Raw genomic sequence first — 16,432 nt, forward strand, 5'->3', positions numbered from 1 at the left:
GCTGGCGCACCCATGGCAGGCCACACCGACAACTCGATCCTCATCGACGCACCCCTGGAGACCGTCTGGGAGATCACCAACGACCTGGAGAACTGGCCCAACCTGTTCAGTGAGTACGCCGCCGTCGAGGTGCTGGAGCGCGACGGCGCCACCGTCACCTTCCGGCTCACCATGCACCCCGACGAGAACGGCACCGTGTGGAGCTGGGTCTCGCGCCGCACCCCCGACCCGAAGAGCCGCACGGTCGAGGCGTACCGGGTGGAGACCGGGCCGTTCGAGTTCATGGACATCCGCTGGGAGTACACCGCCGAGAACGGCGCGGTGCGGATGCGCTGGATCCAGGACTTCCACATGAAGCCGCAGGCCCCCGTGGACGACGCGGGCATGACGGAGCACCTCAACCGCAACACCGCGGTCCAGATGAAGCTGATCAAGGACAAGGTGGAGGCCGCCGTCCGCAGTGGGTCGCGGTGACCGCCGTCCTCGCACCCCTGGTGGTGCTGTTCAACGGTCTGGGCGCCGGGGTGCTGCTCGGCACCCAGCTCGGCGGCTGGCCGCTGCTCGCCACCCTGCCGCCCGACCGCTACGTCCACGCGCACGCCTTCTTCGCCACCCGCTACGACCCGGCGATGCCGATCTTCCTGCTGGGCACGGTCGTCGGCGACCTGGCGCTGGCGGCCGGCGGCCCGCAGCCCACGGCCCGGCTGCTGTACCTGGCCGGCGCGGTGCTCGCCGCCGCCACCGTCACCATCTCGCTCGTCAAGAACGTCCCCATCAACCGGTGGATCCAGGGCGTCGACCCCGCCCGGCTCCCGGAGAACTTCGCCGAAGTCGACCCGCGCCCGGTCTGGGGCCCGTGGAACCGGCGGCGCAGCGCGCTCGCCGTCCTCGCCTTCGCCGCCAACTGCGGCGCACTGACCGTCCTGCTCTGACGCACCCACCGACCAGTCTCACGGAGGAGACCCATGAACCTGGCCCTGGAGGGCAAGAAGGCCCTCGTCACCGGCGGCACCCGAGGCGTCGGCCGGGGCATCGTGCTCGCGCTGGCCCGGGCCGGCGTCGACGTGGTGACCTGCTACCGGCAGCCCAGCGACTACGTCGGTTCGCTGGAACGGGAGCTGAAGGAGACCGGCGGTGACCACCACGTCCTGCGGGCCGACCTCGGCAGGCCGGAAGAGGTCGCCTCCCTGGTGGAGCGGACCAAGCAGGCGTACGGCAGCCTCGACCTGGTCGTCAACAACGCGGGCACGATCAGCCACATCCCCTACGCCGACCTGCCGGTGGAGGAGTTCCAGCGGATCTTCACCACCAATGTCACCGCCGCCCACCTCGTGATCCAGCACGCCCTTCCGCTGCTGCACGCGGGCTCGTCCGTCGTCAGCATCGGCTCCAAGGCGGTGGAGGCCGGCATCCCGCTGCGCTCGCACTACACCGCCACCAAGGCGGCCCTGGTCGGCCTCAGCCGGTCGCTGGCCAAGGAGTTCGGCGCGCAGGGCATACGGTTCAACGTCGTCGCCCTCGGCGTGGTGGAGACCGAGAACCTGCACCAGCTCCCCGAGGACCAGCAGAAGCTGATGGTCGAGCGCTACAGCGCCAAGACCGCGCTGGGCCGGCTCGGCACCCCGGACGAGGTCGCCGGCGCCGTCCTCTGGCTCGCCAGCGACCTGTCCCGGTACGTCACCGGCTCCACCGTCAGCGTCGACGGGGGGATCTCCTGATGACGTTCCGGGTCACCCTGCGGATGGAGATCAAGCCCGGCGCCGAGCAGGCCTTCGTGGAGGAGTGGAACCGCGGCACCGACGCGGTCACCGGCCACCCGGCCAACCTCGGGCAGTGGCTGTGCAAGGACACCGGCGTGGACGGCGTCTACTGGATCGTCAGCGACTGGCTGGACGAGCCGCGCTTCCGCGCCTTCGAGAACAGCCCCGCCCACCTGGAACACCGGGCGAAGCTGCACCCGTACCGCAGCGGCGGCTCCTTCCACACCATGGAGGTCACCGCCCACATCCCCGGACCGGCGGCGAGCGCCGATGCCTGAGGTGCGGGTGCTGGTGTACCAGTTCGCGCGCGACGACGACGAACTGGCCGCCGTACGCGCCGCCTACCACCAGGTCAGCGAACGGCTCGCCAAGGTGCCCGGGATGCTCGGCAACGAACTGCTCAGCCGGCTCGGCGACCCCGGCTCGCTCGTGGTGGTCAGCCGCTGGGCGAGCCTGGCCGCCTTCCAGGACTGGGAGGCCGGTCCGGAACACCGCGACGACACCGCGCCGCTGCGCCCCTACCGGGACACCCGCAGCGGCACGCCGTTCGCGGTCTACCAGGTCGACGCGGCCTACTGAACGACCCGCACCCCCGCGACCGCTGTCCCCGGCGTCCGTCCCCCGGCGCCGGGGACAGCCACTGTCGCGGCAACCCACTCCACGAAGGAAGGCGGCACGATGAGCCCCACCACTCTGGCCTTCATCGGACTCGGCAGCATGGGCGGCGGCATGGCACACCGCCTGCTCGGGGCCGGGTACCGGCTGACCGTCCACAACCGGACCGCGGCCAAGGCCGCACCGCTGCGCGCCCAGGGCGCCGTGGTCGCGGACTCCCCGGCCGAGGCCGTGGCGGGCGTCCGCACCGTGCTGCTCAGCCTCAGCGACGAGGCCGCCGTCGAGAAGGTGCTGTTCGGTGAGGTGGTCCCCGCGCTGGAGCCCGGCAGCACCGTCATCGACACCTCCACCGTCTCCCCGGAGTACGCCCGGCACAGCGCGGCCCGGCTCGCCGAGGCGGGGCTGCGCCGGGTCGAGGCGTGCGTCGTCGGCAATCCGCTCCAGGCCCGGGAGGGCCGGCTGCGGGTCTTCGTCTCCGGTGCCGACACCGACATCGAGGCCGTGCGGCCCGTGCTGGAGACCCTCGGCTCCGAGGTCGTGCCGCTCGGCGCGCCGGGCGCCGCCGCCACCGCCAAGCTGATCCTCAACCTGCTGCTCGGCGCCCAGGTCGCCGCGCTCGCCGAGGCGGTGACGTACGGCCAGCGGGCCGGCCTCGACCGGGACCGGCTGCTGGCGACCATCGCCGGGACCGGATTCAGCTCCGAGGTCATGCGGTTCCGTGCCGAGCTGATGCGCAAGGGCAGCTACCGGCCGGCCTTCTTCCGCTCGGCGCTGATGGAGAAGGACCTGCGCCTCGCCGTCACCGACGCGGCGCGGACCGGTGTCGAGATGCCCGTGCTCGACACCGTCCGGGCCCGCTTCGCCACCGTCGTCGAGGCCGGGGACGGCGACGGCGACGCCGCGGTGCTGATCGAGCACACCTGAGCCGGACCGGCCGCCCCGGGCGGGTGTCAGCGGCCGAGCATCCGGGCGAGGGCGGCGTGCAGGGTGTCCCCGGTGCCCCCCGGGGCGCCGGGGGACCGCCAGGCCACCACCCCGTCCGGGCGCACCAGCACCGCCCCCGCCTCCGTCGTGCCGTACGCCTTCGCCCAGGTGCCGTCCGGGTCCTGGTACGCCCCGGCGCCGCCGATGCCGTGCACCCGCAGCGGCACGCCGAGGCGCCGCGCCGCCGCCTCGGCCGCCGCCGGCCAGCGTCCCGGCCGGGACCCCGTCAGCAGCACCGGGCCGTCCCCGAACAGGTCCAGGGTCGAGCACTCCGCACCGTCCCGCTGCAACGGCACGTGCGGGGCCCGGGTACCGGGCAGGCCCCGCGGATCGGTCACCCAGACGTCGCCGTCCACCGCGTAACGCCAGCCGAACCAGAGGGTGATGTCCTCCACGAGGCCGGGCGGCAGCACCCGCCGGGCCCCGCGCCTCCCGCCGCGCGGCCGGTCCCGCTGGCGCAGCACCGCCTGCCGCACGGTGGCCGCGCCGAGGGGCCGGCGCTCGGCGTCGTAGCTGTCGAGCAGCTCGGGGGAGGCCTGCCCGGCGAGCACCGCGGCCAGCTTCCACGCCAGGTTGTGGGCGTCCTGGACACCGCAGTTGGAGCCGAAGGCGCCGCTCGGCGGCATCACATGCGCGGCGTCCCCGGCGAGGAAGACCCGGCCGGCCCGGAACCGGCGCGCCACCCTGGCGGCCGCCTCCCACGGCACGGTGCCCAGCACCCGTACGGCGAGATCCGGCACGCCCGACGCGGCCCGCACCAGCTCGACGCACCGCTCGGTCGGGAAGGCGGCGAGCACCTCCTCGGCCGTGTGGGGGCCGTCGGGGCCGAGGATGACGTCCAGCCGCCATTCGCTCGCGTTGTCCAGCGGGATCAGCGCGCCGCGGACCCGGTCGTTGAACGTGTAGCACATGACGAACCGCCGCTCGCCGAGCTGCTTCGCGAGATCGGCGCGGAAGTGGATCGCCAGGAAGCGGCCCAGCCCGCCGCTGCCGTCGAACGGGATGCCCAGCCGGCGGCGCACCCCGCTGCGGGCGCCGTCGGCCGCGACCAGATAGCGCGCCCGCAGCCGGCTCGTCGTCCCGTCCGCGCCGTCGCGCAGCAGGGCCGTCACCCCGTCGGCGTCCTGTGCGAACGACACCAGCTCGCTGCCGAAGCGGAACTCGGCCCCGGCCCGGGCGGCGGCCCGGCGCAGCACGCCCTCCAGCTCGTTCTGGTGGCACAGGCACCAGCTCGTGGGCGACAGCGCGCCGAGGTCGGAGGAGACCTCGCGGTAGTACTCCTCCTGGAACGCGCCCAGTTCCGGTCCGGCCAGCGACCTCGCCAGCCGCAGACCGCTGTTGCGGGCCAGCGCCCGCGCGGACGGCAGCGCACGCAGCTCGGCTTCGAGCCCGGCGGCGCGCAGCAGCTCCATCGAGCGCGGGTTGACGCCCCGGGTGCGCGGGTGGGTGGACAGGCCCGCGCGCTGCTCCACCACCAGGCACGGCACGTTGCGCCGGGCGAGGAAGAGCGCCGTCGACAGCCCGACCAGGCTGCCTCCGACGACCAGTACGGGTACCTGTGGCTGCTCGGTCATCCGGAATCTCCTCCGCGGGGGGTGTCGGGGGGCCCGAGGATCGGCGCGGGGCATCGAGGACGGCTCAAGAGGAGCCCCATCGAGCGCGATTCGAGTCGCGCCGGGCAGCCTGGCAGCGCGGGCGGGCCGGCAAGACCCGCCCGACGAGCGGACGAGCAGCACGAGCGAGGGGAGCGTGGAGATGACCGAGCACGCGCGGGGGCCGGTGCGGGTGGTCCTGCGGATGGAAATCGCCCCCGGCCGGGAGGCGGAGTTCGAGGCGGTCTGGCTGGAGATCGGCACGATCATCGCCCGGCAGCCGGCCAACCGGGGCCAGGTGCTGGTCCGCGACGAGGAGCAGGACCGGCCCGTCTACCACGTGTTCACCGACTGGGCCGACGAGGCGAGCTTCCGCGCCTTCGAGCTGAGCGCGGAGCACGTGGAGCACCGGCGCAGGCTGCGCCCCCTGCGCACGGGCGGTGCCATGACCGTCACCCGGATCGTCCACGACCTCCGCCCCGCCCCCGCCGTCCCGGCCCCGGACTCCCGCACGCCCTCGGCAGGGCGGCGGGAGCCCGCGGACCGCAGCGCCTAGACCCCGCCGTCCACGTTCAGCGTCACCCCGCTGATGTACGACGAGGTGTCGCCGGCCAGGAACAGCACCGCGCCGGCCACGTCCTCGGGCCGGCAGATCCGGCCGAGGGCGGTCATGCCGACGATGCGGGTGACCGCCTCCGGCGGCAGCCCGGCGCCCGGCTCGGTCTCGGTCAGGCCGGGCGCCACGGTGTTGACGCGGATGCCGCGCGGCCCCAGCTCCTTGCAGAGCGCCCGGGTCAGCCCGATCAGCGCGGCCTTCGACGCCGTGTAGTGCACCCCGCGGACCCGGCCGCGCAGCGCCACCGACGAACCGACGTTGACCACGGACGCACCGTCGGCCAGCAGCCCCAGCGCGGCCTGCGTCACCAGGTACGCCGAGGTGACGTTGGCGTCCATCACCCGGTGCCACTCCTCCTCGGGCAGCTCCTCGAACCAGACCTGTCCGTCCACGCCCACGTTGTTCACCAGCGCGTCCAGGCCGCCCAGCGACTCCCGCACCCGCTCGGCCAGCTCCGCCGCGCCCTCGCCGGTGGTCACGTCGGCCCGGACCACCAGGTGCCCGTCACCGGTCTCCTTCAGTTCGCGCACCAGCGAGTCGGCGTCCGCGCCGGCGGTGCGCGAGCAGACCACCACGCGCGCCCGCGCACGGGCGAACGCCAGCGCCGTCGTCCTCCCGATGCCCCGCGTCCCGCCGGTGACGAGTACGCGCTTGCCCGCGAGTCCCTGATCCATCCGAGTCCCCTTCCGCTGCCGTCGTGCCCGGGCCGTGCAGGGCCGTGCCACCCTCCCGCGCCGTTCTCGCGAACTCCTGGACGGCAGCTCGAGCAGGCCGCGATCCATCCGAGAGCCCGATGGGGGACCTTCCGGACCGTCAGCTGAACCTCAGAAGAGGGTGGGGCGGATCGATGCGGGTACTGTTCACGACCTGGGCGTGGCCCTCGCACCTGTACGGGCTGGTCCCGATGGCCTGGGCCTGCCGGGCGGCCGGACACGAGGTGCTGGTCGCCGGCCAGCCGGGGATCCACGACGAGACCGTCCGGACCGGACTGCCCGCGGCGACGGTCGGGCACGACGTGGACGCGGTGGGCCTGGTCCGCGGCTATCTGCTGCCCTCGCGGACCGTTCCCGCGCCGGCCGCTCCGGCCGGACCCGAGGGGCGCGGCCCGCGCGCCCTGCGCATGTTCCACGCCCACGCGGACTCCATGGTCGACGACCTCACCGCGCTGGCCCGCGACTGGCGGGCCGACCTGGTGGTGTACGAACCCACCGCCCTGGCCGGCCCGATCGCCGCCGCCGCGGCCGGGGTCCCGGCCGTGCGGCTGCTCTACGGCACCGACCTGATGCTGCGCGCGCGGACCCTGCTGCCCGACGTGCTCGCGCCGCTCGCCGCACGCAACGGCGTGGCTGCCTTCGACCCGTTCGGCGACCTCACCGTCGACCCGTGCCCCGACGAGTTCCAGCTCCCGGCGGACCAGCGGCGGCTGGCCGTGCGGTACGTGCCGTTCAACGGACCCGGCGCCAATGCCCCGGTCGCACCGCCCCGGCCCGGCCGGCGCCGGGTGGTGGTGACCTGGGGCCACACCATGGCCCGGCTGTCCCCGGCGCACTTCTTCGCGCCCCAGGCGGCCCTGGCCGCCCACGGCCCCGACACCGACGTGGTGCTGGCCGTCTCCGCCGACCAGGTCCCGCTCCTCGGTGACCTCCCCGCCGAGATCACCGTCACCGTGGACACCCCGCTGCACCAGCTGCTCGCCGACGCCGACCTGGTCGTCGCGCACGGCGGCGCCGGCACCGTACTGACGGCCCTCCAGGCCGGCGTACCCCTGCTGCTCGTCCCCCAGCTCCCGGACCACGCAGGGCACTCGGCGCGGGTGCTGGCCACCGGCACCGGCGAGGTGCTCAGCCGCGACGAGGCCGGCCCGGACCGGCTGCGGGGCGAGATCCGGCGCCTGCTCGAAGGCGACCGGGAGCGCGCCGCCGCCCGGCGCCTCGCCGAACGCAACCGGGAGCGGCCCGCCCCCGCCGACCTGGTCGCCGCACTGGAGCAGCTCACCGACACGCGGGCGGCAGCCGTCCGCTGAGCGCACACCAGAAGGAGAGAGAACCGTGGAGATCGGACTGGGTCTGCCCACCACCGTCCCCGACATCGACGGCCGCACGCTGCCGCAGTGGGCCCGCCGTGCGGAGGAGTGCGGCTTCGCCAGCCTCGGCGTTCTGGACCGGCTGGTGTACGCCAACTACGAGCCGCTGATCTCGCTCGCGGCGGCGGCGGCCGTCACCGAGCGGATCAGACTGCTGACCACCATCCTGATCGCGGCCTACCGGGGCGACACCGCACTGCTCGCCAAGCAGGCCGCCACCATCGACGCCCTCTCCGGCGGCCGGCTGGTGCTCGGGGTCGCCGCCGGCGGCCGGGAGGACGACTACGCCGCCACCGGCACCGGCTACCGCGACCGCGGGGCACGCCTGGACGCCGCGCTCACCGAACTGCGGGAGATCTGGGCGGGCGGCGGCAAGGTCCCCGGCATCGGCCCCGCCCCGGCGCGCCCGGAGGGCGTACCGCTGCTGGTCGGCGGCCACTCACCGCGCGCGATGCAGCGTTCGGCGCGGTTCGGCACCGGCTGGATCGCGGGCGGCAACTCCGTCACCGCGTACGCCGAGTTGGTCCGCCAGGCGCGGCAGACCTGGATCGACGCGGGCCGCACCGAGCGCCCGCGGATGGTGGCCATCCTCTACGCCCACCTCGGCCCGGACGCCGCCCGCGTCGCCGGTGACTACCTGCGCGCCTACTACTCGTTCGTCGGCCCGAAGGCCGAGCGGACGGCCGCCGGCGTCCTCACCGACCCGGGACGCATCCGCGACGCCGCCCAGGCGTACGCGGAGGCGGGCTGCGACGAGCTGATCCTGCTGCCCTGCACGGCGGACCCCGCACAGGTGCGGCTGCTGGCCGACGCGGCACTCTGAGCGCGACGGCCGAGGGGCCCGCTCCGGGTTCTCCGGAGCGGGCCCCTCGGCGTGTGCGGTCAGCGCAGGCCGGCCGACCGGCCCAGCGCGTCCGCCAGCACCTGCCCGGCGTCCGCGCCGACCGGGCCGGTGGCCCGCCAGGCGACGAAGGCGTCCGGGCGGACCAGCACGGCACCGCCGGCGCCGACCCCGTACGCCTCGGCCCAGTCGCGGTCCTTGGGCCGCAGCTCGCTCGCCGGGCCGACGCGGTGCACCCGCAGCGGCACGCCGAGCCGCTCGGCCGCCGCGACCGCGGCCTCGGCCCAGGGGGTCCCGGCGTCGTCGGTGAGCAGCACGTACGCGTCCCAGAACAGGTCGATGGTGGAGACGATCGCGCCGTCGCGCTCGACCCACACGTGCGGGGCCCGGGTGCCGGGCTCCCCGGTGAGCCGCAGCTTGGGCGTGAGCACCGGGCCGGTGGTGTCGCTGACGATCGACGGCGAGGTGTACCGGTAGCCGAGCGTGATGATGATGTCGTCCACCATCTCCGCGTGGTCCTGCTCGGTGGCGTGGCCGTGCCGGATCCGGTTGCGGACCATCGCCTGCGCGGCCATCGCGGAGCCGACCGCGTGCCGCTCGTCGTGGTAGCTGTCGAGCAGCGCGTCGCCCGCCCAGCCCTTGAGCACGGCCGCCAGCTTCCAGGCCAGGTTGTGGGCGTCGTGGATGCCCGTGTTGGCGCCGAAGCCGCCCGCGGGCGGGTGCAGGTGGGCGGCGTCGCCGGCCAGGAAGACCCGCTGGGTGCGGAACCGCTCGGCGACCAGCTGGGCGCCCTGCCACGGCACCTTGTCGACGATCTCCACCGCCAGGTCCGCCTTGCCCGCCGCGGTCCGGACGATCTCGACGCAGCGCTCGTCGGTGAAGTCCTCCGGCTTCTCGCCGCGCTCGGGGTGGTAGATCGGCGCGGCCAGGTACGGGTCGCAGCCGTGCAGCCGGGACAGCCCCATCAGGGTGCCGTCGACCTTCGCGTAGCAGAGGATGAACCTGCGGCCCTTGAGCACGGTCTCCAGCTCGGGCGCCTTGAAGTAGATGCTGAGCGCGTTGAACACCGTGCCGCGCCCCTCGCGCTCCACCCCGAGGTGCCGGCGGACGCTGCTGTTCGCGCCGTCCGCGCCCACCAGGTAGTCGGCGCGGATGGTGAAGCGCCGGCCGGTGGCGTTGTCCTCGGCGACCGCGGTCACCCCGTCCGCGTCCTGGGTGAACTCCACCAGCCGGGTGCCGAACCGGACGTCGGCGCCGAACTCCCGGGCCTTCTCCACCAGCACCTTCTCGTACCGGTCCTGGCCGCAGCCCATCACCCGCTCCGGGCTGACGGTCGGGCCGTCCAGCGACGGCGACTCCAGCACCACGGCGTCGTCGATGTCGGAGAACGTGTCGACCTGGATGATGCCGCCCTCGAAGTAGGGGTGCGAGTCACCCATCTCCAGCGCCCGGATGTCCGCGGAGATGCCGGCCGCCCGGAACAGCTCCAGGGTGCGCGCCTGGAGGCCCGGGGCGCGGGGCAGCAGCGAGGTGCCGTCGCGCTTCTCCAGCACCATGGTGCGGATCCCGTGCCGCCCGCTGAACAGGGCGGTGGAGAGGCCGACCGGCCCCGCTCCCACGATCAGCACAGGGATGTTCACGTCATACATGCGTGTCCCCTCATGAACAGACGAACAGTGCCGGTTGATCCGCCGCACTGCGACCGGACCAAGAGTTACCGGCGGTGCCTCGAGGATTCCTGGCCTCGCGGTCGGGCGCCGCCGGGTGCGGCGGCCGGGCCGCGGGCCTCCAGGGAGCTTCGAGGCCCTCTCCACGCCCTGCTGACAGCCTCTCAGGCCGACAGGTGCGGCGCCTGGCAGGCAGGCGTCCAGGAAGGAGTCCTCATCATGACGACCACGGCCCCGGACGTCGGCACTGCCGCCGGGATCCTGCGCCTCGGCAACGCGTTCTGCGACGCCAAGGCCCTGCTGACCGCCGTCGAACTCGACCTGTTCACCCACCTGCACAACGCCCCGGGCGGATCGGCCGACGAGGGCGAGGTCAGGCAGGCGCTCGGGCTGCACGGACGCGGCCTGCGCGACTTCCTCGACCTGCTGGTGGCGCTGCGGATCCTGGAGCGCACCGACGGCCGCTACCGCAACGCCCCCGGCACCGAACGGCACCTGGTGCGCGGCGCCGACGAGTACATCGGCGGCTTCCTGCTGCGCTCCAGCCGCAACCTCTACCCGGCGTGGGGCCGCCTGGAGGAGGCCCTGCGCACCGGGCAGCAGCAGTCCGGCAGTCACTACGACGAGGTGACCCAGAACCCGGCGATCCTGCGCCAGTTCATCGGCAGCATGGACGCCTTCACCAACGTGCTCGGCGCCCAGCTGATCGAGGCGTACGACTGGTCCGGGCACGCCTCGGTGCTCGATGTCGGCGGTGCCCGCGGCAACCTCGCCTCGCAGATCGTCCGGGCCCGGCCGCACCTCGCCGGGCACGTCTTCGACCTGCCCGAGATGGAGCCCTTCGCCAAGGAGCTGATCGAGGAGCTGGGCCTCGGCGGCAGGCTGGAGTTCCACGGCGGCAGCTTCTTCACCGACCCGCTGCCCTCGGCCGACGTGGTGATCCTCGGCCACGTCCTGCACGACTGGGACCCCGGGCAGCGGAGCATGCTGGTCCACAAGGCGTTCGACGCGGTCAACCCCGGCGGCACCCTGCTGGTGTACGACCGGATGCTCGACGACGAGCCCGAGCACGCCGAGAACCTGGTGATCAGCCTCGACATGCTCCTCGTCACCGACGGGGGCTCGGAGTACCCGGCCGCGGAGATCGTCGGCTACGCCGAGCACGCCGGCTTCGCCCGTACGGAGGTCACGCCGCTCGGCGACTACGACACCCTGGTGGCCTGCTACAAGGCCTGACGGGCGGCAGGAGCGGCCCACGAGCACGGCAGCGCCCCCGGAGCAGGGCTTCCGGGGGCGCTGCCGTGCGTGGCGGTCAGGGCCGGCGGGCGACGACCAGGGTGTCGTAGTCGCCGAGCGGCCGGTGGGTGATCCCGGTGAACCCGGCCTCGCGGGCCTCGGCGGTCAGCTCCGCGACGGTGTACTCCGCGCCGCCGTCGGTGACGAGGAGCATGTTGAGGCTGGCGACCAGGTTCTCGGTGTCGTCCGCCCGCTCGCCGAGCATCCGGTCGTAGACCAGGACCGCGCCGCCGGGACCGACCGCGTCGAACGCCTTGCCCAGCAGATGGCGGCGTTGCGCGGGGTCCCAGTCGTGCAGGATGTGCCCGAGGATCACCAGGTCGGCCGGGGGCAGCGGGTCGCGGAAGAAGTCACCGGGGTGGAACACCGCCGTACCGGTGCGGCCCCGTTCGGCCATGTGCGCGTGGAAGAACGGCTCCAGCTGCGGCAGGTCGAAGACATGCCCTTCCAGGCCGGGGTGTCGGGTGAGGATCTGGTCGAGCAGGCCGCCCCGGCAGCCGCCGACGTCGAGCACCGAGCGGTGGCCGGAGAAGTCGTAGGCCTCGGTCAGCCGGGCGCCCAGGCCCTGGGTGAGCCCGTCCATCATCCGTACGAAATGGCCGGTCGCCTCGGGGTCGTCGAGCATGCCCGTGTAGTCGGTGTGCGCCTGCGGCTCGCCGGTGCGCAGGGCCTCGGCCAGGTGCCCGTACACCGGGTACAGGTTGAGGTCCGAGCCGCGCAGGAAGCCGCCGATGAAGCCGGGCCGGCCGGACACCAGGAAGCGGGCGGCGCCCTCGGCGTTGCGGTAGCGGCGTCCCTCGTCGCGGCGCAGCAGGCCCAGCGCGGTGAGCAGGTCCAGGAAGTCGGCCAGGCCCCGCCCGTGCAGCCCGAGCCGCGCGCGCAGCTCCTCGGCGTCGGCCGGGCCCTTGTCCAGGACGGTGAACAGGTCCAGCCGGACCGCGGTGAGCAGCGCCTTCGCGTCGCAGAACCGGTTGCCGAGCCGGAGCAGGCCGGCCGCCGTGCCGGTGTCCCAAGCGGTCGCTGTCATGCCGGGTCTCCTTCGTGTGGGCGAGCCTGTGGCCCGGGGTCTTCCGGCGCCGGTCGCAGGGCGGCGCCGACGGGGAGCAGGAACACCAGCAGGAAGGCCGCCGCGAGCAGACCCGTCTCGTACCAGAGCACCTGGGAGAAGGACGCGGAGAAGCTGCGGTGGCCGGCGAGCAGGCCGAAGAACAGCACGCCCAGCACGGCGACACCGGCGGCCGAGCCCAGCTGGTTGACGGTGTTGAGGACGCCGGACGCCGCCCCGGTGTCCCGGTCGGGCACCCCGGACAGCACCAGCTGGACCAGGGGGGAGGCCACCAGGCCCATGCCGAGGCCGGTGACCAGCAGCCAGGGGGCGAGCTGCCAGGTGCCGGCGGACGGCCCGAGGTGCCGGACCGTCAGCAGCAGCGCGACCGTGCCGGCCGTCATGACGGCGATGCCGGCGGCCAGCACCACCCGGCCGAAGCGCCGGGTGGCCGTCGGGGAGACCGAGGACGTGGTCATCGCGCCGAGCGCGTACGGCATCACCGCCAGGCCGGCGGTGAACGGCGAGAAGCCCAGGCCGTTCTGGAGGTAGTAGGTGAAGGGGAAGAAGAACCCGGCCACCGCGGCGAAGAACACCGTCAGCAGCACCAGTCCCACGGTGAAGGTCCGCCGTTCGAACAGCGCGGGCGGCACCAGCGCGAACCCGTCCCGGCGTTCCTTGGCCCGCTCGTGCAGCGCGAACGCCACGGCGAGCGGGACGGAGCCGGCCATCAGCGCGAACGACCAGGCGGGCCAGCCCAGTTCGCGGCCCTGCACCAGCGGGAACAGCACCGCGAGCAGGGCCGCGGTCACCAGCAGGACGCCCATGAGGTCAAGGCGCCTGGCCACGGGCGCCCGCGAGTCGCGTACGCACCCGGCCACGCCCGCCAGTGCGACGAGCCCCACCGGCAGGTTGATCAGGAAGATCGGCCGCCACCCCAGCCCGAACAGGTCGGCGTTGATCAGGAGGCCGCCGAACATCGGGCCGAGCGCCGAGGACAGCCCGGACAGGGCGCCGAACAGCCCGAAGACGCGGGCGCGTTCACGGTCCGGGAACGCCACCTGGAAGGTCGACATCCCCTGGGTGACGACGAGCGCGCCGCCGAGGCCCTGGAACGCCCGGGACGCGATCAGGACGCCCGCGTTCGGCGCGACGCCGCAGCTCAGCGACGCCACGACGAACAGCACGATCCCCCACAGCAGGACGCGCTTGCGCCCCAGGAGGTCGCCGATCCGCCCCGCCGTCACCAGGCTGAGCGCGAAGGTGAGGGTGTACGCCTCCACCACCCACTGCAAGGTCGCCCCGTCGGCGTGCAGCTGCCGCTGGAGGCCCGGGAGGGCCACCACCACGATGGAGGTGTCGATCAGGTCCAGCGCCATCGCGACCAGGACGAAGACCGCGGCCCGCCACCGGGCCGGGTCGAGGTCGCTCGGATCGGCGAGGGCCACGGGGTCGGAAGAAGTCGTCATGCGGTTCTTTCGGTGGGGGCTTCCGGGGAGTGCGGGCGGAGGTCAGGACGCGGCCGGGGCGGCCTCCAAAGCGTGGTACTGGTACGGGCACGGCAGCGGGGTGGTCGCGGTGAGCTCCAGGCCGGCCGCCTCGAACACCCGGCGGTACTCCTCCAGCGTCCGCTCCCGGCCGGTGGTCATCACCAGCATCTCGATGTCCGAGATGGCGGCGCCGAGCGCGTCGGCCGGGTCCGCGTCCGTGCCGTTCTCGGGCAGTACGGAGCTGAAGACCACCACGCGGCCGTCGGCGGGCAGCACCTTGCGGATGTTGCCGAGGATGCGCACGCTCTCCTCGTCGTTCCAGTCGTGCAGGATGTTCTTCAGCAGGTACAGATCACCGCCCGCGGGCACCGAGTCGAAGAACGAACCCTCGGTGATGCCGCAGCGCTCCGACAGCCCGGCCTCCGCGAGCACGCCCGCGGTCTCCGCCAGCCCGTTGTCGGTGTCGAAGACGGTGCCGCGCAGCTCCGGGTTGGCCCCCAGCACGGCCGCGAGCAGGGTGCCGCGGCCACCGCCGACGTCCACCACGTGCCGGAACCGGGTGAAGTCGAAGTGCTCCACGATCGCCGGGGACTGCACGTCGCTGCCGCCGGTCATCGCGGCGTGGAAGGTTGCCGCCAGCTCCGCGTCCTTCTCGAAGTAGTCGAACAGCGGGGCGCCGTTGGCGATCTCGAACGCGGAACGCCCGGTGCGCACCGACTCCTCCAGCACCTCCCAGGCCCGCCACACCGGCGCCGCCGCGTGCATGTCGGACAGCGGCCCGAAGTGCTCGGCGACCGGGGTCGCCCGGTACCCGTCGGCGTCCAGCGAGAGCACCCCCGCCCGGACGGCGGCGTACAGCAGCCGGCGCAGGCTGCGCGGGTGGGCGCCCGTCGTCTCGATCAGCTCCTCGGCGGTGCGCGGGCCGTCCGCCACCGCGGCGAGGACGCCGAGGCTGTTCACGGTCGCGCCGATCTGGTGGAGGGCGAATCCGAAGGCCAGCGGCAGGTACTCCGCCGCGGTCGCCGGCTGCGTCGGGATCTGACTGCTCATTGCTCTCCCTCTGGTTTCCGTACGGAGGTGTACCGGGGGGAATGTCGCAGCGCCCGATGGAGTCTCGCTCGACCTGCGCTGGGCCGTACCGGCTCCGCGGTATTCGACCGCGCTTCGAGCGGGTCCCCAGGGCGGATGCGCACGCTGGCCCGGTCCGAGCAGTGCGCGCAGGAGAGGGCGGTTCAGACATGAGCGGCGATCGGTGCCCCGTCGGGTATCCCCTTCCATGGGCCCCCGCACCGGACATACCGGAGAGCTGGACGACGCTGCGCGAGCGGCCGCTGCTGGAGATCACGCTGCCCAGCGGCGAACCCGCGCTGCTGGTCACCCGGTACAAGGACGTACGGCGGCTCTTCGCCGACGAGCGGCTCAGCCGCAACACCTTCGGCCGGGCCTCCCGCGTCTCCGCCAGCAACGACCTGTTCGGCGACCCCAAGATCGACAACGACCCGCCCCGCTATCTGACCGAACGCGCCGTCGTCATGCGGGCGTTCAGCGCGCGCCGGATCGAGGCGCTGCGCGCGGTGGTCAAGGAGATCGTCGGGCACCTCCTCGACGAGATGGCCGAGGGACCGCAGCCGGTCGACCTGATGGAGGCGTTCGCCTATCCGCTGCCGATCCTGGTGATCTGCCACATGCTGGGCGTGCCGCCGCAGGACCGGGCCAAGTTCCGCCGCCTGATCGACGGCTTCCTGTCCGTCTCCCGGCTGCCCGAGGACGAGGTCGAGGAGTGCCGGCGGCAGTACTGGGACTACCTGACCGAGCTGATCGACTCCAAGCGCGAGAACCCGGGCGACGACCTGATCAGCGAGCTGATCGAGATCAGCCGCGAGGACCCGTCGAAGCTGACCGACTACCAGCTCCAGCACTGGGTCAAGACCCTGCTGATCGCCGGCTACGTCACCACCGCCTCCCAGCTCGGCACCAGCATGGCGGTGCTGCTGCACCGGCCCGAGGTGACCGCCGAGCTGAAGGCGGACCTGTCGCTGGTGCCCTCGGCCGTCGAGGAACTGCTGCGCTACCAGATCATGGGCACCTCGCTGGGCACGCTGCGCTACGCCGTCGAGGACATCGAGCTGCTCGACGGCACCACGGTCATCCCCAAGGGCTCCACGGTGCTGCTCTCCCAGGAGGCCAACATGGACGCCGACGAGTTCGAGAACCCGATCGAGCTGGACATCCGCCGCACGGAGAACCACCACCTCACCTTCGGCGCGGGCATCCACTTCTGCGCCGGCGCCGCGCTGGCCCGGATGGAGCTCCAGGAGGCCACCGAGGCCCTGCTGCGGCGCCTGCCCGGGCTGCGGCTCGCGGTGCCCGGCGAGGAGCTGAAGCGTCCGGAGGGCGGCTTCCTGGCCGGCTACGCCGAGATCCCCGTGAGCTGGTGACGGCG

At 73.6% G+C, this 16,432-nt stretch carries 17 protein-coding genes; 11 read left to right on the forward strand and 6 right to left on the reverse strand.

Annotation, left to right across the window (positions count from 1 at the left end; translation table 11 throughout):
* Positions 1 to 12: 12 nt before the first annotated feature.
* The 6 genes from ACWCV9_RS25655 to ACWCV9_RS25680 all read left to right on the forward strand — a co-directional run bounded on the left by ACWCV9_RS25655 (position 13) and on the right by ACWCV9_RS25680 (position 3,299).
* Positions 13 to 474, forward strand: a complete 462-nt coding sequence (locus tag ACWCV9_RS25655) for an SRPBCC family protein (protein ID WP_450789884.1) — start codon at positions 13 to 15, stop codon at positions 472 to 474.
* Positions 471 to 932, forward strand: coding sequence for a DUF1772 domain-containing protein (locus ACWCV9_RS25660; RefSeq protein ID WP_450789886.1), 462 nt, complete (start codon positions 471 to 473; stop codon positions 930 to 932). The genes ACWCV9_RS25655 and ACWCV9_RS25660 overlap by 4 nt, the downstream gene beginning before the upstream one ends.
* 33 nt (positions 933 to 965) lie before the next feature.
* Positions 966 to 1,718: an SDR family NAD(P)-dependent oxidoreductase gene (locus ACWCV9_RS25665; RefSeq protein ID WP_450789888.1), complete on the forward strand. Its 753-nt coding sequence runs from the start codon at positions 966 to 968 to the stop codon at positions 1,716 to 1,718.
* Entirely contained in the window at positions 1,718 to 2,038 is a 321-nt protein-coding gene (locus ACWCV9_RS25670) for an antibiotic biosynthesis monooxygenase family protein (RefSeq protein ID WP_385846755.1), read from the forward strand. The genes ACWCV9_RS25665 and ACWCV9_RS25670 overlap by 1 nt, the downstream gene beginning before the upstream one ends.
* On the forward strand, positions 2,031 to 2,339 hold the full coding sequence (locus ACWCV9_RS25675) for an antibiotic biosynthesis monooxygenase family protein (RefSeq protein ID WP_450789890.1): 309 nt from the start codon (positions 2,031 to 2,033) through the stop codon (positions 2,337 to 2,339). Before ACWCV9_RS25670 ends, ACWCV9_RS25675 begins: the two co-directional genes overlap by 8 nt.
* Positions 2,340 to 2,438: 99 nt before the next feature.
* On the forward strand, positions 2,439 to 3,299 hold the full coding sequence (locus ACWCV9_RS25680; RefSeq protein WP_450789892.1) for an NAD(P)-dependent oxidoreductase: 861 nt from the start codon (positions 2,439 to 2,441) through the stop codon (positions 3,297 to 3,299).
* 26 nt (positions 3,300 to 3,325) lie between these two features.
* Here the strand turns inward: ACWCV9_RS25680 and ACWCV9_RS25685 are convergent, their stop codons facing one another.
* Positions 3,326 to 4,933 carry an FAD-dependent oxidoreductase gene (locus ACWCV9_RS25685; protein ID WP_450789894.1) on the reverse strand — a complete coding sequence of 536 codons (1,608 nt, stop codon included), beginning with the start codon at positions 4,931 to 4,933 and terminating at the stop codon, positions 3,326 to 3,328.
* A gap of 181 nt (positions 4,934 to 5,114) precedes the next feature.
* Between ACWCV9_RS25685 and ACWCV9_RS25690 the strand changes: the two genes are divergently transcribed.
* Positions 5,115 to 5,507, forward strand: a complete 393-nt coding sequence (locus ACWCV9_RS25690) for an antibiotic biosynthesis monooxygenase family protein (RefSeq protein ID WP_450789896.1) — start codon at positions 5,115 to 5,117, stop codon at positions 5,505 to 5,507.
* Here ACWCV9_RS25690 and ACWCV9_RS25695 read toward each other — a convergent pair.
* Complete coding sequence (locus tag ACWCV9_RS25695) at positions 5,504 to 6,241, reverse strand: SDR family NAD(P)-dependent oxidoreductase (protein WP_385846748.1); 738 nt, start codon at positions 6,239 to 6,241, stop codon at positions 5,504 to 5,506. The genes ACWCV9_RS25690 and ACWCV9_RS25695 overlap by 4 nt on opposite strands.
* A 173-nt stretch (positions 6,242 to 6,414) precedes the next feature.
* On the opposite strand from ACWCV9_RS25695, the gene ACWCV9_RS25700 reads away from it, so the two are divergent.
* Positions 6,415 to 7,590 (forward strand): nucleotide disphospho-sugar-binding domain-containing protein, encoded by a 1,176-nt coding sequence (locus ACWCV9_RS25700; RefSeq protein WP_450789898.1) that lies wholly within the window; start codon positions 6,415 to 6,417, stop codon positions 7,588 to 7,590.
* A gap of 25 nt (positions 7,591 to 7,615) precedes the next feature.
* Positions 7,616 to 8,473 (forward strand): LLM class flavin-dependent oxidoreductase, encoded by an 858-nt coding sequence (locus ACWCV9_RS25705; RefSeq protein WP_450789900.1) that lies wholly within the window; start codon positions 7,616 to 7,618, stop codon positions 8,471 to 8,473.
* A gap of 59 nt (positions 8,474 to 8,532) precedes the next feature.
* On the opposite strand, the gene ACWCV9_RS25710 is transcribed toward ACWCV9_RS25705, so the two are convergent.
* The gene (locus ACWCV9_RS25710; protein WP_450789902.1) at positions 8,533 to 10,140 is read right to left on the reverse strand and encodes an FAD-dependent monooxygenase; all 1,608 of its coding nucleotides are present in this window, start codon (positions 10,138 to 10,140) and stop codon (positions 8,533 to 8,535) included.
* Positions 10,141 to 10,377: 237 nt separating this feature from the next.
* Between ACWCV9_RS25710 and ACWCV9_RS25715 the strand changes: the two genes are divergently transcribed.
* Positions 10,378 to 11,394, forward strand: coding sequence for a methyltransferase (locus ACWCV9_RS25715; protein WP_385846742.1), 1,017 nt, complete (start codon positions 10,378 to 10,380; stop codon positions 11,392 to 11,394).
* Positions 11,395 to 11,470: 76 nt separating this feature from the next.
* Here the strand turns inward: ACWCV9_RS25715 and ACWCV9_RS25720 are convergent, their stop codons facing one another.
* The 3 genes from ACWCV9_RS25720 to ACWCV9_RS25730 are packed head-to-tail and all read right to left on the reverse strand — an operon-like array spanning position 11,471 to position 15,039.
* Positions 11,471 to 12,481 carry a methyltransferase gene (locus ACWCV9_RS25720; RefSeq protein WP_450789904.1) on the reverse strand — a complete coding sequence of 337 codons (1,011 nt, stop codon included), beginning with the start codon at positions 12,479 to 12,481 and terminating at the stop codon, positions 11,471 to 11,473.
* Positions 12,478 to 13,968 carry an MFS transporter gene (locus ACWCV9_RS25725; protein ID WP_450789906.1) on the reverse strand — a complete coding sequence of 497 codons (1,491 nt, stop codon included), beginning with the start codon at positions 13,966 to 13,968 and terminating at the stop codon, positions 12,478 to 12,480. Before ACWCV9_RS25725 ends, ACWCV9_RS25720 begins: the two co-directional genes overlap by 4 nt.
* Before the next feature lie 42 nt (positions 13,969 to 14,010).
* Positions 14,011 to 15,039, reverse strand: coding sequence for a methyltransferase (locus tag ACWCV9_RS25730; protein WP_450789908.1), 1,029 nt, complete (start codon positions 15,037 to 15,039; stop codon positions 14,011 to 14,013).
* Positions 15,040 to 15,227: 188 nt separating this feature from the next.
* Here ACWCV9_RS25730 and ACWCV9_RS25735 point away from each other — a divergent pair, with 188 nt between their 5' ends.
* Positions 15,228 to 16,427, forward strand: coding sequence for a cytochrome P450 (locus tag ACWCV9_RS25735; protein WP_450789910.1), 1,200 nt, complete (start codon positions 15,228 to 15,230; stop codon positions 16,425 to 16,427).
* Positions 16,428 to 16,432 lie beyond the last annotated feature (5 nt).

The organism is Streptomyces sp. NPDC001606, assembly GCF_053596835.1.

Coding starts and splice junctions, on each gene's coding strand:
- ACWCV9_RS25655 (WP_450789884.1), top strand. CDS start 13: ATGGCAGGCCACACCGACAACTCGATCCTCATCGACGCACCCCTGGAG.
- ACWCV9_RS25665 (WP_450789888.1), top strand. CDS start 966: ATGAACCTGGCCCTGGAGGGCAAGAAGGCCCTCGTCACCGGCGGCACC.
- ACWCV9_RS25670 (WP_385846755.1), top strand. CDS start 1,718: ATGACGTTCCGGGTCACCCTGCGGATGGAGATCAAGCCCGGCGCCGAG.
- ACWCV9_RS25675 (WP_450789890.1), top strand. CDS start 2,031: ATGCCTGAGGTGCGGGTGCTGGTGTACCAGTTCGCGCGCGACGACGAC.
- ACWCV9_RS25680 (WP_450789892.1), top strand. CDS start 2,439: ATGAGCCCCACCACTCTGGCCTTCATCGGACTCGGCAGCATGGGCGGC.
- ACWCV9_RS25685 (WP_450789894.1), bottom strand. CDS start 4,933: ATGACCGAGCAGCCACAGGTACCCGTACTGGTCGTCGGAGGCAGCCTG.
- ACWCV9_RS25690 (WP_450789896.1), top strand. CDS start 5,115: ATGACCGAGCACGCGCGGGGGCCGGTGCGGGTGGTCCTGCGGATGGAA.
- ACWCV9_RS25695 (WP_385846748.1), bottom strand. CDS start 6,241: ATGGATCAGGGACTCGCGGGCAAGCGCGTACTCGTCACCGGCGGGACG.
- ACWCV9_RS25700 (WP_450789898.1), top strand. CDS start 6,415: ATGCGGGTACTGTTCACGACCTGGGCGTGGCCCTCGCACCTGTACGGG.
- ACWCV9_RS25710 (WP_450789902.1), bottom strand. CDS start 10,140: ATGTATGACGTGAACATCCCTGTGCTGATCGTGGGAGCGGGGCCGGTC.
- ACWCV9_RS25715 (WP_385846742.1), top strand. CDS start 10,378: ATGACGACCACGGCCCCGGACGTCGGCACTGCCGCCGGGATCCTGCGC.
- ACWCV9_RS25720 (WP_450789904.1), bottom strand. CDS start 12,481: ATGACAGCGACCGCTTGGGACACCGGCACGGCGGCCGGCCTGCTCCGG.
- ACWCV9_RS25725 (WP_450789906.1), bottom strand. CDS start 13,968: ATGACGACTTCTTCCGACCCCGTGGCCCTCGCCGATCCGAGCGACCTC.
- ACWCV9_RS25730 (WP_450789908.1), bottom strand. CDS start 15,039: ATGAGCAGTCAGATCCCGACGCAGCCGGCGACCGCGGCGGAGTACCTG.
- ACWCV9_RS25735 (WP_450789910.1), top strand. CDS start 15,228: ATGAGCGGCGATCGGTGCCCCGTCGGGTATCCCCTTCCATGGGCCCCC.